The 13,982-nt window shown below is 41.8% G+C and carries 11 protein-coding genes; 9 read left to right on the forward strand and 2 right to left on the reverse strand.

All coding sequences use genetic code 11. From position 1 onward, the window contains the following. Positions 1 to 141: 141 nt before the first annotated feature. From TZ91_RS10780 to alaS, 3 genes are all read left to right on the forward strand, one after another. On the forward strand, positions 142 to 393 hold the full coding sequence (locus TZ91_RS10780) for a hypothetical protein (protein ID WP_033686764.1): 252 nt from the start codon (positions 142 to 144) through the stop codon (positions 391 to 393). 272 nt (positions 394 to 665) lie between these two features. Next, positions 666 to 1,151 (forward strand): LURP-one-related/scramblase family protein, encoded by a 486-nt coding sequence (locus tag TZ91_RS02150; protein ID WP_033686763.1) that lies wholly within the window; start codon positions 666 to 668, stop codon positions 1,149 to 1,151. Between the two features lie 21 nt (positions 1,152 to 1,172). Continuing rightward, positions 1,173 to 3,791: an alanine--tRNA ligase gene (alaS, locus tag TZ91_RS02155; RefSeq protein ID WP_033686762.1), complete on the forward strand. Its 2,619-nt coding sequence runs from the start codon at positions 1,173 to 1,175 to the stop codon at positions 3,789 to 3,791. Positions 3,792 to 3,880: 89 nt separating this feature from the next. Here alaS and TZ91_RS02160 read toward each other — a convergent pair whose 3' ends face one another. Further along, entirely contained in the window at positions 3,881 to 5,335 is a 1,455-nt protein-coding gene (locus TZ91_RS02160; RefSeq protein ID WP_004259821.1) for an alpha-amylase, read from the reverse strand. A gap of 177 nt (positions 5,336 to 5,512) precedes the next feature. Between TZ91_RS02160 and TZ91_RS02165 the strand changes: the two genes are divergently transcribed. Together TZ91_RS02165 and TZ91_RS02170 are read left to right on the forward strand one after the other, a co-directional pair. Then, positions 5,513 to 6,262 (forward strand): ABC transporter ATP-binding protein, encoded by a 750-nt coding sequence (locus tag TZ91_RS02165; protein WP_033686761.1) that lies wholly within the window; start codon positions 5,513 to 5,515, stop codon positions 6,260 to 6,262. After that, positions 6,243 to 7,877 (forward strand): hypothetical protein, encoded by a 1,635-nt coding sequence (locus TZ91_RS02170; protein ID WP_033686759.1) that lies wholly within the window; start codon positions 6,243 to 6,245, stop codon positions 7,875 to 7,877. The genes TZ91_RS02165 and TZ91_RS02170 overlap by 20 nt, the downstream gene beginning before the upstream one ends. 67 nt (positions 7,878 to 7,944) lie before the next feature. Here TZ91_RS02170 and TZ91_RS02175 read toward each other — a convergent pair whose 3' ends face one another. Then, the gene (locus TZ91_RS02175) at positions 7,945 to 10,062 is read right to left on the reverse strand and encodes an LTA synthase family protein (RefSeq protein ID WP_033686879.1); all 2,118 of its coding nucleotides are present in this window, start codon (positions 10,060 to 10,062) and stop codon (positions 7,945 to 7,947) included. A 149-nt stretch (positions 10,063 to 10,211) separates the two neighbouring features. Between TZ91_RS02175 and TZ91_RS02180 the strand changes: the two genes are divergently transcribed. The 4 genes from TZ91_RS02180 to aroB are packed head-to-tail and all read left to right on the forward strand — an operon-like array spanning position 10,212 to position 13,979. Next, on the forward strand, positions 10,212 to 11,375 hold the full coding sequence (locus TZ91_RS02180; RefSeq protein WP_033686758.1) for a class I SAM-dependent rRNA methyltransferase: 1,164 nt from the start codon (positions 10,212 to 10,214) through the stop codon (positions 11,373 to 11,375). Next, on the forward strand, positions 11,372 to 12,049 hold the full coding sequence (aroD, locus tag TZ91_RS02185; RefSeq protein WP_033686757.1) for a type I 3-dehydroquinate dehydratase: 678 nt from the start codon (positions 11,372 to 11,374) through the stop codon (positions 12,047 to 12,049). Before TZ91_RS02180 ends, aroD begins: the two co-directional genes overlap by 4 nt. Beyond that, positions 12,039 to 12,893 (forward strand): shikimate dehydrogenase, encoded by an 855-nt coding sequence (locus TZ91_RS02190; RefSeq protein WP_033686756.1) that lies wholly within the window; start codon positions 12,039 to 12,041, stop codon positions 12,891 to 12,893. Before aroD ends, TZ91_RS02190 begins: the two co-directional genes overlap by 11 nt. Positions 12,894 to 12,911: 18 nt before the next feature. Then, a complete protein-coding gene (aroB, locus tag TZ91_RS02195) occupies positions 12,912 to 13,979 on the forward strand; it encodes a 3-dehydroquinate synthase (RefSeq protein ID WP_033686755.1) in 1,068 nt (355 codons plus the stop codon). The last annotated feature ends 3 nt before the right edge of the window (positions 13,980 to 13,982 follow it).

Genomic DNA, 13,982 nt, shown 5'->3' on the forward strand with positions numbered 1-13,982 from the left:
AAGAAAACGAATCAGTCAAGCTGGTTCGTTTTTTAAAAAATAAAAGGCAATTTTTGTAACGGTATCTTTTTCTATTCTAGTTGCTTATTTTCTTTCCCAGTAGTATACTAAGTTTAACCATACAGAAAGCGGTAACAAATAATGAAAATATCTACTTTTTTCAAAAAATTTTTTTGGCCAGCCTTTTTGACTGTTCAGCAAACTGTTATACTATTCTCTCTAAAGGATGGTTTGGATCGACAATACCTAACAACTGATTCCATACATTTGGTGATAGGGTTCTTTATATTTGTAAATTTTTTCGAAGCTATCTTTAACAATTCAAAACTTTGGAATAAAAGTTGGGATAAAAAGAGTGATAGTAGTAAGAAAAAATATGTTCTGAAAAAGTAATCTGAGATGTAGGAAATGGGTTATTAAATGGGTATCATTTCCAGTTGACGCAGACTTAAAAAAACGTTATAATAAGAAAGTTGAGAATTGATTTTCACTTGTCTTAGTCCAGAGAAATGGCGGTGCTGCGAGCCATCTAAGCTAGAAAGTCATGCTACTCAATCATACAATTGCATAAGAATAAGAGAATGACAAGTTCATTGAATGAAGGTGGTACCGCGGTTTTTCGCCCTTCGTGATATGAGCTTGTCTTTTGATTTTTGGAGGTGTTGATGAAAACATTTCTTGTCAAACAAAAGTTTCGTCTTGGAGGCGAACGCTTCGCTATCAAGGATGACAGGGGAGAAATCGCCTATCAGGTAGAGGGATCATTTTTTAAGATTCCCAAAACTTTTACCATCTATGACGTTAATGGTGAACAGGTCAGTCAGATTAGTAAAGAAATCTTAACCTTGCTTCCTCGTTTTGAGATTCAGCTTCGGGATGGCTCGAGTTTTGTCATTCGTAAGAAGTTGACCTTCTGGCGAGATAAGTATGAGTTTGATAATCTAGGGCTTCGTATCGAGGGTAATATATGGGATTTGAATTTCAAATTGCTGGATGATCGTGATCAGTTGATTGCGGAAATCAGGAAAGAACTCTTCCATCTGACCTCTACTTATAACGTAACAGTTATTGAGGACGCTTATGCAGACCTAGTCATTTCCCTCTGTGTCGCGATTGACTATGTGGAGATGCTGGAAAGCCAATCACATTAAACAAGTAAATAAGGAGACAATATGAAACAACTATCTAGTGCACAAGTACGCCAAATGTGGCTTGATTTCTGGGCGACCAAAGGTCACTCTGTAGAACCATCAGTGAGTTTGGTTCCTGTAAATGATCCAACTCTTTTGTGGATCAACTCAGGGGTAGCAACTCTTAAGAAATATTTTGACGGGACTATTATCCCTGAAAATCCACGTATTACCAATGCTCAAAAGGCTATCCGTACCAACGACATCGAAAACGTAGGGAAGACTGCACGTCACCATACCATGTTTGAAATGTTGGGGAACTTCTCTATCGGTGATTACTTCCGTGACGAAGCCATCACTTGGGCTTATGAGCTTTTGACAAGCCCTGAATGGTTTGATTTCCCAGCTGAGAAACTTTACATGACCTACTATCCAGATGATAAAGATTCTTACAACCGCTGGATTGAAGTGGGAGTGGACCCAAGTCACTTGATTCCAATCGAGGACAACTTCTGGGAAATCGGTGCAGGACCTTCTGGACCAGATACAGAAATCTTCTTTGACCGTGGAGAAGCCTTTGACCCAGAAAATATCGGTCTTCGCCTTCTTGCAGAAGATATCGAAAACGACCGTTACATCGAAATCTGGAACATCGTTTTGTCACAATTTAATGCAGATCCTGCTGTTCCTCGTAGCGAGTACAAGGAATTGCCACACAAGAACATTGATACGGGCGCTGGTTTGGAGCGTTTGGTGGCAGTTATCCAAGGGGCTAAGACCAACTTTGAAACAGACCTCTTCATGCCGATCATTCGTGAAGTGGAGAAATTGTCTGGTAAGGTCTATGACCAAGATGGCGACAACATGAGCTTCAAGGTCATCGCTGACCACATCCGTTCTCTTTCATTTGCCATCGGTGATGGTGCCCTTCCTGGAAATGAAGGTCGTGGTTACGTCCTTCGTCGTCTTCTCCGTCGTGCTTCTATGCATGGTCAAAAATTGGGAATCAACGAGCCTTTCCTTTACAAACTCGTTCCAACCGTTGGAAAAATCATGGAAAGCTACTACCCAGAAGTGCTTGAAAAACGTGACTTTATCGAAAAAATCGTTAAGAGCGAAGAAGAATCATTTGCGCGTACTCTTCACTCAGGTCAACACTTTGCCCAAGGCATTGTAGCAGACTTGAAAGAAAAAGGTCAATCTGTCATTGCTGGTTCAGATGTATTCAAACTTTATGACACTTATGGATTCCCAGTTGAATTGACTGAAGAAATCGCTGAAGAAGCTGGTATGACTGTAGACCGTGAAGGTTTTGAAGCAGCTATGAAAGAACAGCAAGAACGTGCGCGTGCGTCAGCTGTTAAAGGTGGTTCAATGGGTATGCAAAATGAAACCCTTCAAAACATCACTGTAGAAAGTGTCTTCAACTACAATGCTAGCCAATTGCCTTCTAAGTTGGTGGCTATCGTGGCTGACAATGCAGAAGTAGAAGCTGTATCAGAAGGAACTGCCTCACTTATCTTTGCGGAAACGCCATTCTATGCTGAAATGGGTGGACAGGTAGCTGACCATGGACAAATCTTGGATGGGTCAGGCAAGGTTGTAGCTACTGTGACAAATGTTCAAAAAGCTCCAAACGGACAAGCTCTTCACACGGTTGAAGTTCTTACACCGCTTGCCTTAAACCAAGAATACACTTTGGCAATTGATACAAATCGTCGTCACCGTGTCATGAAAAACCACACTGCTACTCACTTGCTCCATGCGGCTCTTCACAATATCCTTGGCAGCCATGCAACTCAGGCAGGTTCGCTTAATGAAGTAGAATTCCTTCGCTTTGACTTCACTCACTTCCAAGCAGTAACTGCTGAAGAACTTCGTGCCATTGAACAGCAAGTTAACGAGAAAATTTGGGAAGCTCTTGAAGTGAAGACAGTTGAAACAGATATTGACACTGCTAAGGAAATGGGTGCTATGGCCCTCTTTGGTGAGAAATACGGTAAGGAAGTCCGTGTTGTTACTATCGGTGACTACTCTATCGAGCTTTGTGGTGGTACCCACGTTGGCAATACTTCTGAGATTGGACTCTTCAAGATTGTCAAAGAAGAAGGTATTGGATCAGGAACTCGCCGTATCTTGGCAGTGACTGGTAAGGAAGCCTTTGAAGCCTACCGTGAACAAGAAGACGCTCTTAAAGCTGTCGCAGCAACCTTGAAAGCACCTCAAGTCAAGGAAGTTCCTCACAAAGTAGAAGGACTTCAAGAACAACTTCGTCAACTTCAAAAAGAAAATGCTGAATTGAAAGAAAAAGCCGCAGCTGCAGCCGCAGGCGATATCTTCAAGGATGTGAAGGAAGTCAATGGTCACCGTTACATTGCTAGTCAAGTTTCTGTATCAGATGCAGGTGCTCTTCGTACTTTTGCGGATAACTGGAAACAAAAAGACTACTCTGATCTTCTTGTCCTAGTTGCTGCTATCGGTGACAAAGTCAATGTCCTTGTAGCAAGCAAGACAAAAGACCTTCATGCTGGAAACCTTGTCAAAGAATTGGCACCAATCGTCGATGGACGTGGTGGTGGTAAACCAGACATGGCCATGGCAGGAGGAAGCAACCAAGCTAAGATTCAAGAATTGTTGGATGCAGTAGCAGGTAAATTGTAATCAAGTAAAGATCTATCCATTTGGGTAGGTCTTTTTTTGAATACAAAAAAGCCAAATCCGATTGGACCTGGCTTTATAATCATTGGCAATTAGATTGTATTAGCTGCCCAGACACTTACCGAAGCAGCTGAGACTGGGAATTGTCCATAACCTTCCTCATCAATTGTAACTTGACCTTGGTGGTTTTCAAGTAAATCTACAAAGGTTTGGTTAGCCCATTCTTGGCCGACAAACATTGACTTGCTGTTTTCTTGGTCATTTGAAATCAAGACTGCGATTGGGGATTGATTTTCAGCACCTGAGCGTACCCAACCGATACAGTTAGCATCATCAAAGTAGTCATTTTGTTCTCCATAGGCCAAATCTTTTCGGATGGTTAGGAGGCGGTCAAGGACTTCTTTGAAATCTTGTTGAGCATATTGCCCTGAAATCCCATAGTAGTCGCCGTAAAAGACACATGGAAGCCCATCTTGGCGTAATAGAATGAGGGCATAGGCTGCTGGTTTGAACCATTCTTCAACGGTAGACTCAAGAGCCTGACCTCGTTGTGTATCGTGGTTGTCGACAAAAGTCACAGCCTTGTCAGGCTTGAGTTCAACCAGGCTATCTGTGAAAATGCCACGAAGGTCATAGTTTGCGCCAGCTTGACTGGCTTCAAAGAGATTCTGGTGGAGACGAACATCAACAAGGTCAAAGCGTTCTTCCGTTTTTTCAAGATAGTCCAGATTGGCTTCCTTGTCAGGATTCCAAAATTCACCAAAAACATAGAAATCCTCACCGTATTTTTCCTTCATATCACGGATAAAATTGCGCATGAAGAAAGAGTCAATGTGTTTAACGGCATCCAAGCGGAAACCAGCTACACCAGTCGTTTCCATGAACCAGTCAGCCCAGTCATAGATGTTTTGAATGACTTCAGGATGTTTAAAGTCTAGGTCGGCATACATGAGGTAGTCGTAGTTTCCGTTTTCGTTATCGACCAATTCCTCGTTAGCCCAGCCTTTATTGTCACCTTGGATCAGATAAATCCCAGACTTACGGCGTTTGGCATCGTAGTCTGTACCGGTGAAGTGGTACCAGTGCCAGTGGAAGTCATTGTATGTATCTTGGCGACCATCGAAGGTAAAGCTAGTCCAGCCATTGATTGTGAAGGGGTCTCCAAGCTCAACTGTACGGTCTACAGGATCCACCTCAATAACCTGAAAGGCTTCCATGTGATCAGCAGCAGCCTTGTGATTGAGCACCACATCAGCCATAGGCTGGATTCCCTGCGCTTTTAGAGCTTGAATGGCTTGAAGATAATCTTCTTTAAAACCATACTTGGTGCGGACAGTTCCTTTTTGATTAAACTCTCCTAAGTCAAATAAGTCATAGACACCATAGCCTACATCTTTTTCATTGGTTGCCTTAAAAGCTGGTGGCATCCAGACATGGCTAATACCGAGATCAGCTAAGTGTTGAGCATCTTCAGCTAGACGCGTCCAGTGCTGGCCGTCGTGGGGGAGATACCATTCAAAGTATTGCATAAGTGTTTGATTTTGCATGATTTTTCCTCTTACTTGTCAATCTTGTTCTTTATTCTATCATAAAGTATCTCTTGACTCAAACGTTTGCGTAATACTAAATAATAAGTTTTTGACTATTTTATATAAAATGTTGATTTTTAAAATGAAAGCGCTATAATAATAGTAAATTACATAGATAAAGATAGGAGTCAGCCCATGATTGAATTTCAAAATGTTAGTAAGTTGTATGGTGATAAAGCGGCTTTGAGCAATCTCAATCTGCAGATTGAAAATGGAGAGATTATGGGCTTGATTGGCCATAATGGTGCTGGGAAATCGACCACTATAAAATCCCTAGTCAGTATCATTTCACCCAGCAGTGGTCGTATTTTGGTTGACGGTTTAGATTTATCGGAAAATCGCTTGGCTATCAAACGAAAGATTGGCTACGTTGCAGACTCGCCTGACTTATTTTTACGTTTAACGGCCAATGAATTTTGGGAATTGATTGCTTCATCCTATGATTTGAGCAGCTCTGACTTGGAGGCTAGTCTAGATAGGCTATTGAAGGTTTTTGATTTTGCTGAAAACCGTTATCAGGTTATTGAAACCCTTTCTCACGGAATGCGTCAGAAAGTCTTTGTCATCGGGGCACTCTTGTCTGATCCTGATATTTGGGTCTTGGACGAACCCTTGACTGGTTTGGATCCCCAGGCTGCCTTTGATTTGAAGCAAATGATGAAGGAACATGCACAAAAAGGTAAGACAGTCTTGTTTTCAACCCATGTCCTCGAGGTAGCTGAGCAAGTCTGTGATCGGATTGCAATCTTGAAAAAGGGGCATTTGATTTATTGTGGTAGTGTAGAGGACTTGAGAAAAGACCACCCAGACCAGTCTTTGGAAAGTATCTACCTTAGCCTTGCTGGTAGAAAAGAGGAGGGTGAAGATGCGTTTCAAGGTCATTAAAAAATTAGTTGATATCAATATCCTCTATTCATCTAAAGAAGCGAATCTGGCTAACCTACGAAAGAAGCAGGCTAAGAACCCTGGGAAAAAAGTAAATGTTTCCGCTAGAGTCCTAAGTTCTTACATTTTTTCTAGCCTCTTGATGCTACTTTTGTTTATAAATATAGCCTTTCATTTTCCTTTTGAGGAAATGCCAAGTCTTTTTAGTACCATGGTTGCTATTTTACTGGTGCTTGCCTTTTCAACGGCTTTCACTGCCTTTTACAATGTCTTTTATGAGAGTAAGGATTTGGCCTCCTATAGTCCCTATGCCTTTAAAGAATCAGAGATTATAATCGCTAAAGGACTGTCTGTCCTCTTGCCAGCTCTAACTGGAATTGTACCAACCCTAGCTTATTTTCTAGTCCTCTACATTAGGTTAGCTCCTTCTCTTTGGCTGGGCTTGCCTTTGATGCTGCTGTCCTTGGCCTTATTATTTGTCTCTGTTACTTTAGTGATGGTAGGGGTAGTGCATTTCTTGGCTCAAACTACCGTTTTTAGAAAGTATCAGTCTATTTTTGCCAATGTGATGATTGGGATTGGGGTTCTCATACCTTTATTATTTGTCTTCCTTCTACAGTCGACTTCTAGAGATATAGTTGACAGAGTTAGAGATATTCCATTTCTCCTTTATCCTATTCATCTCTTTTACAAAATAGCAGTGGAGCCTTTTTCGACAGAGGCCATACTGGGTCTGCTCGCTTGGATAGCTTTAACTGTTTTCTTGCTTTATCTGACCAAAAAGAAGGTTTTTCCTCATTTTTATGACGTGATTCTGCTTAACAGTGAGGAGAAGATCAAAAAAGAACGTCGCAGTAAAGAGGGGATTTCAAGAACTAAAAAGGGATTTTTCCGCATGGTTTTGCGCTACAACCTCTCCCTCTTGGGACAGGGGACTGGCGTGATTACAGTGCTTTTTACAAGTGCTTTTCTTCCTTATCTCATGATGATCGGTCTGATTTCCAAAATTCGAGATTCTCAGATAGTTCCAGATATTCATCCTCCATACTGGTTACCCTTGTTTTTCGTGGGAATGTTTATAGCAGTTGTCAATAACAATATCACCAGCCTTCCTTCAATTGCCTTATCCTTGGAGAGGGAAAATGTTGATTTTCTGAAGAGTTTACCCTTTGACTTTGCTCGTTATGTGAAAGTGAAATTTTGGATTATCTTTGCTGTCCAGTCCTTTTTACCTATCTTGACTTTACTTGGTCTTTCCCTTTATTTAGGATTGCCTATCCTTTCGATGATTTACCTTCTTGTGGCATGGGTTCTTGCCAGTGTCAGCCTTTCTTGCCACCATTATTTTAAAGATATGAAAAATCTGTCAACCAATTGGAGTAGCATTACGGACCTGGTGAATCGTTCAAAAGGTATAGTCACAATGGTTTTGATTATTATTTATAGTGCTATCTTATTGATTTCAACTATTGTGAGCGTATACTTGCTTCAGTCTCTTTCCCCTGTCCTTGCCATCAGCTTGGGAGTAGGAGCTCTTATCCTCCTGCTTGGTCTTGCTATTTTTAGCTATTATTATTACCTGTCACGCATATTGGCAGAGATAGAAAAAAGATGAGATAGTTGGTCGCTTGCTTGATAAATTTTTAAAAAGAAATGCTCCTCCGTTCTTGGAAGAGCATTTTTTATTGTGATTTTGATTCGGTTTCTGCCGACTCTGGGTGGAGTTCTTGGTAACTTGGTGCCTTGAAAAGGTCAGTACTGGTTTTGCCTTGTCGTTGGCTAAAGAGGCTCGTTGATTGACTTCCTTTTTCTTGCTCAATCTTTTGCAGAATTGGTAAAGAATTGAGGTAAGAAATACTTTCTGTATCAACTTTTCCAAGATGATCTGCTTGGTAGAAACGGATCAAATCGCCAGTTTGAATCTGATCGCTAATTTTCAGCTGTTGACTGGCTGCTTGACGAACGATTTCTAGTTCAGTCTGAGCTTGTTCATCAAGATTACTGATTTCAAGACCGCTCTCAGTATAGTAGGTTCGTCCGTCATAACTGGTGTATTTAGGTGTGACGAAGGAATTAGCAGTCCGAAAGGCAACGATTTCTTGATGGTCTGGTGATAGGAGATCTTGTCCAACTTGAAGGAAGGAATTGGACTCAATACCAAGGAGGTGTTCGAGAGTCGGTAAGATATCGATTTGTCCACCGTAGGTATTGATGATTTGCCCCTTTTCATAACCAGGCATGACCACCATAAAAGGCACTCGTTGCAACATGGCATTGTCGTAATTCGACCAGTTCTCAGAAGTCTTGCCAATCAAGGGAGCCAGGTCAGGATTGCGGGAGTTAGAAATTCCATAATGGTCTCCATAGATGACGAGGATGGATTTTTCATAGAGGCCACTTTCTTTGAGATAGTCAAAGAAGGCCTTGATAGCACTGTCCAGATAGTTAGCTGTTTGGAAGTAGCCATTGATGGTTTCATCTTTGGTTTTAGCCAAGGGGAAACCAAGCTCATCGCCTGTCAGATTGCTAGCATAAGGATAGTGATTGGACACCGTGATATACTTGGCATAAAAAGGCTGCTGCAAATGCTCTAGATATTGAATAGAATCTTTCATCATGATTTTATCATTTAAACCATATTGGAAAGAATTGCTACTGTCTTGCTTAGTAAAATAGGAAGCATCAAAGAAGTATTGGTAGCCCCATTGTTTATAGGTCGTATTTCGATTCCAGAAGGTCCCGATATTACCGTGAAAGACGGCACTCGATTGATAGCCGTTTTTTGATAGGATAAAAGGAGCTGCCTGCTGGGTATTGGTACCACCGTAATTGACCATAAAGGAACCTTGGTCAAGTCCAAACAAGCCAGTTTCTAGCATGGTTTCTGCATCTGAGGTTTTACCAGCCTTGACTTGGTTAAAGATATTCGAAAAGGCTAGGGTTGCTTGCGAATGGTAGAGGGAATTAAGGAAGGGAGTGACTTCATGCTCAGTTCCATCTATGTTGAGTTTATAGTCCAGTAGGAATTGCTGGAAACTCTCCAAGTGGAGATAAATCACATTTTTCCCTTTGGCCAAGCCAAAATAGTCTGGATTGGGCTTAGCAGAATGTTCTTGAATATAGTCTGTGATAGGTTGAAGGTCGGTCTCAGAGGCCTTGGCACGTTCTTTGTTGGCACTGTAGGATTGGTTGGCACTATAACCTAAAAAGGCTGGCAAACTAAGGGCACGAACAATATAATAATTAGAAAATCCTCGTGATAGGAGATCGGGACGCTCAATTTCAGCCAAGAAAAGGTTAGCTGAAAAGAGCAGGGCCGAGAGAGCAGTGATGGCAACACTGGAGCGGAATTTGAAAGGTCTCCTGTCCAGCTGGATAAGCTTTTTATAGAGAAGATAAGCCAGCAATGGGAAATCCATAAAATAGATAAAATCCCAAGGGCGCAGTAACTCTAGTTCCGCAGTACCAACAGATACCTTGCTGACCACATTCATGGTATTGGCCGTGATAAAGTCACTAAATTCTCGATAGTAAAAAATATTAGAATAGAGCCAAATAAACAAAAGGCTATAAATAGCTATACTAAGACTGTAAAAGGCCTTGGTTGATCGAGCATAGAGGGCTAGAGCCAGCAGGAGGAGTCCCAAAGGAAGGGGGTTGAAAAAGGCGATAAAGGCAAGGTAATTCCCTTGCAACTTGCCCACTTGAATATCTAAATTGAAGTCAATGGTATAGGCTAATAAGGTTTTGAGCCAATAGAGGATTAAAAGGGTTAGGACAAAACCCAGTCTGGTACCCATGGCTTTTTGGATTTTGTTAAAATTGATTCTCACACAATTACTTCCTAAGTTTTTATTAGTATTAGTATACCATTTTTTAAAACTAGAGTAAAAAAGCAAGGGTAGTTTCTTTTTTGAGAATTGTCACAAAATTTGCTATAATAGGGACTATGAATAGAATAAGAGTCAACAAACGGGTTGAAAAAAAGCTTTCCAAGGGGTTTGTTTTACTAGAAGCCAGCGATCTTGAGAATATCAATCTCAAGGATCAGGAAGTAGAAGTCCATAGTCAAGATGGAAACTTTCTTGGTAGTGCCTACCTTTCTCAGCAAAACAAGGGCTTGGGCTGGTTTGTGAGCAAAGACAAGGTGACCTTCAATCAAGCTTTCTTTGAAACGCTGTTTAGACAAGCTAAAGAAAAGAGAAGTGCCTACTATCAAGATGAATTGACAACTGCCTTTCGTCTCTTCAACCAAGAGGGAGATGGTTTTGGCGGTCTGACAGTGGACCTTTATGGCGACTATGCTGTCTTTTCTTGGTATAACTCTTATGTTTATCAGATTCGCAAGGTTATCTCAGAAGCTTTTAGACAGGCTTTTCCTGAGGTGTTAGGGACCTATGAGAAGATCCGCTTTAAGGGTTTGGACTATGAATCTGCCCATATTTATGGCCAAGAAGCACCTGACTTTTTCACTGTTTTGGAAAATGGTGTTCTGTATCAAGTCTTTATGAACGATGGCTTGATGACAGGGATTTTCCTAGACCAGCACGAGGTTCGTGGTAGTCTAGTTGATGGATTGGCTATGGGTAAATCCTTGCTCAACATGTTTTCCTATACAGCAGCCTTTTCAGTAGCTGCAGCCATGGGGGGAGCTAGCCAGACAACTTCTGTGGACCTAGCCAAACGTTCACGAGAATTGTCTCAAGCGCATTTTCAGGTAAATGGGCTCAGCACAGACAACCATCGTTTTATAGTCATGGATGTCTTTGAGTATTTCAAGTATGCTAAGCGAAAAGGCTTGACCTACGATGTGATTGTCCTAGATCCGCCTAGCTTTGCTCGGAACAAAAAACAAACGTTCTCTGTGGCCAAGGATTATCACAAATTGATTTCCCAGAGTCTTGAGATTTTAAATCCGGGCGGTATTATTATTGCCAGCACCAATGCTGCCAATGTATCCCGCCAGAAATTTACAGAACAAATTGATAAAGGCTTTGCAGGAAGAAGTTACCAGATTTTAAATAAATACGGTCTTCCAGCAGATTTTGCCTATAATAAAAAAGATGAAAGTAGTAATTACCTCAAGGTGATTAGTATGAAGGTTAGTAAATGAAATTAATTGTTTCAGTAATGCCAAGAAGTTTAGAGGAGGCCCAGGCTCTGGATGCCACGAGGTACCTGGATGCCGACATCATTGAATGGCGTGCCGACTATCTGCCTAAGGAAGCGATTTTGCAGGTGGCTCCAGCGATTTTTGAAAAATTCGCAGGTCGTGAGTTGGTCTTCACGCTACGAACTCGCTCTGAAGGGGGAGAAATCGACCTTTCTCCAGAAGAATATATCCATCTAATCAAGGAAGTGGCACAACTCTATCAACCAGACTATATTGATTTTGAGTACTATAGCTACAAGGATGTTTTTGAGGAAATGCTGGACTTCCCAAATATCGTTTTGAGTTATCACAATTTCCAAGAAACACCTGAAAACATGATGGAAATCTTGTCAGAGTTGACGAGCCTAAATCCAAAACTTGTCAAGGTTGCGGTGATGGCTCACACGGAGCAGGATGTCTTAGACTTGATGAACTATACACGAGGCTTTAAAACCCTCAATCCTGAGCAGGAATATGTGACCATTTCTATGGGCAAGGTGGGCAAGGTCTCTCGTATCACTGCAGATGTGACTGGTTCTAGCTGGTCCTTTGCTAGTCTGGATGAGGCCAGTGCCCCAGGTCAGATTTCCCTAGCTAACATGAAAAAAATCAGGGAGATTTTGGATGAAGCTTGATGGCTATACACGTTTAGCTGCAGTTGTTGCCAACCCTATTAAACATTCTATCTCTCCCTTCATCCACAATAGAGCCTTTGAGGCGACAGCTACCAATGGTGTCTATGTGGCTTGGGAGATTGATGCAGCTGATTTGGCAGAAACAGTGGCCAATATTCGTCGCTACCAGATGTTTGGAATTAACCTTTCTATGCCCTATAAGGAGAAAGTGATTTCTTATTTGGATGAGCTGAGCGATGAAGCGCGCTTGATTGGTGCGGTTAATACGGTTGTCAATGAGAATGGCAATTTAATTGGATATAATACAGATGGCAAGGGATTTTTTAAGAGCTTGCCTTCTTTTACAATTTCAGGTAAAAAGATGACCATGCTGGGTGCAGGTGGTGCGGCCAAGTCCATTTTGGCACAGGCTATTTTGGACGGCGTCAGTCAGATTTCTGTCTTTGTTCGTTCAGTTTCTATTGAAAAAACAAGACCTTACCTGACCAAGTTACAAGAGCAGACAGGCTTTAAAGTGGACTTGTATGCTTTAGAAGATGTTCCCGAACTGCAAGCAAGGATTGCTGGGTCGGATTTACTGGTCAATGCGACAAGTGTAGGGATGGATGGTCAATCATCTCCAGTTCCTGAAAGCATTGTTCTATCAGAAACTATTTTAGTAGCAGATATCATTTACCAACCCTTTGAAACACCATTTTTGAAATGGGCCAGAAGTCAGGGGAATCCAGCCGTCAATGGTCTGGGAATGTTGCTCTATCAAGCTGCAGAAGCTTTTCAACTGTGGACAGGAAAGGAAATGCCGACAGAAGAGATTTGGCAGTCCTTAACAGAAAAATACCAATAAAGAAAGGGAGATTCTCCTATGAAAATCAGAATCGATATTCCTCATCATCCTTATGATATTCAGATTGAAAAAGGTTGTCTGGCTCAGGCTGGTCAATGGTTGCGAGAACTCTGGCAACCACAAAAGGTAGTCATTGTGACAGATAACCATGTAGCTTCTCTTTATGCAGAGAAGGTCAAGCTCAGCATAGAAGATGCTGGTTTTCAGGTAGCAGTTTTTGACTTTTTAGAAGGCGAAGAAAGAAAGAATTTAACTACTGTCCAGAAAGTCTATGAATTTTTAGTCAAGCAAGGTCTGACTCGTAGTGATGGAATCGTGGCTCTTGGTGGCGGTGTTGTTGGAGATCTGGCAGGCTTTGTAGCCTCTACCTATATGCGGGGCATTCACTTTGTTCAGATTCCGACTAGTTTGACTGCCCAGGTGGATTCTTCAATCGGTGGAAAGACGGGCGTCAATACTCCATTTGCTAAGAATATGGTGGGTACCTTTGCCCAACCAGACGGGGTTCTGATTGATCCACTTGTTCTTGAAACTCTCGGAAAAAGAGAGTTGATTGAAGGAATGGGTGAGGTTATCAAGTACGGCTTGATTGAGGATCCAGCACTTTGGGCTCTCTTGACGGAGCTGGATGGTTCTGTAGAGAGCATTTTGGAGCATGCGGAGACTTTAATTGAACATTCTTGCCAGGTTAAGCGTAAGATGGTAGTTGAGGATGAGTTGGACAATGGTGTTCGCCTTTACCTCAATTTTGGCCATACTATTGGTCATGCTATTGAAGCAACGGCCGGTTATGGCAAGGTCATGCATGGAGAAGCTGTTGCCATGGGCATGGTGCAGATTTCCAAGGTAGCTGAGGAAAAAGGCCTTATGCCAGCTGGCATAACTCAGTCCATTACAGATATGTGTCAGAAATTTGGCTTGCCTGTTGATTATGAAAACTGGGATGTTGACAAGCTTTATCAGGCTTTGACTCATGACAAGAAAGCGCGTGGCAATACCTTGAAATTGGTCTTGGTACCAGAGCTTGGTTCTGCAACCATCCACCCAGTTTCTCTGGAAGAGATGAAAGACTACTTGGTAAAATAAGGA

This window comes from Streptococcus mitis (genome assembly GCF_000960025.1).
GTDB lineage: Bacteria > Bacillota > Bacilli > Lactobacillales > Streptococcaceae > Streptococcus > Streptococcus mitis_DH.

What these genes read in the sequence shown, in the direction of transcription:
- TZ91_RS10780 (WP_033686764.1), top strand. Translation starts at nt 142, where the DNA reads ATGAAAATATCTACTTTTTTCAAAAAATTTTTTTGGCCAGCCTTTTTG.
- TZ91_RS02150 (WP_033686763.1), top strand. Translation starts at nt 666, where the DNA reads ATGAAAACATTTCTTGTCAAACAAAAGTTTCGTCTTGGAGGCGAACGC.
- alaS (WP_033686762.1), top strand. Translation starts at nt 1,173, where the DNA reads ATGAAACAACTATCTAGTGCACAAGTACGCCAAATGTGGCTTGATTTC.
- TZ91_RS02160 (WP_004259821.1), bottom strand. Translation starts at nt 5,335, where the DNA reads ATGCAAAATCAAACACTTATGCAATACTTTGAATGGTATCTCCCCCAC.
- TZ91_RS02165 (WP_033686761.1), top strand. Translation starts at nt 5,513, where the DNA reads ATGATTGAATTTCAAAATGTTAGTAAGTTGTATGGTGATAAAGCGGCT.
- TZ91_RS02170 (WP_033686759.1), top strand. Translation starts at nt 6,243, where the DNA reads ATGCGTTTCAAGGTCATTAAAAAATTAGTTGATATCAATATCCTCTAT.
- TZ91_RS02175 (WP_033686879.1), bottom strand. Translation starts at nt 10,062, where the DNA reads ATGGGTACCAGACTGGGTTTTGTCCTAACCCTTTTAATCCTCTATTGG.
- TZ91_RS02180 (WP_033686758.1), top strand. Translation starts at nt 10,212, where the DNA reads ATGAATAGAATAAGAGTCAACAAACGGGTTGAAAAAAAGCTTTCCAAG.
- aroD (WP_033686757.1), top strand. Translation starts at nt 11,372, where the DNA reads ATGAAATTAATTGTTTCAGTAATGCCAAGAAGTTTAGAGGAGGCCCAG.
- TZ91_RS02190 (WP_033686756.1), top strand. Translation starts at nt 12,039, where the DNA reads ATGAAGCTTGATGGCTATACACGTTTAGCTGCAGTTGTTGCCAACCCT.
- aroB (WP_033686755.1), top strand. Translation starts at nt 12,912, where the DNA reads ATGAAAATCAGAATCGATATTCCTCATCATCCTTATGATATTCAGATT.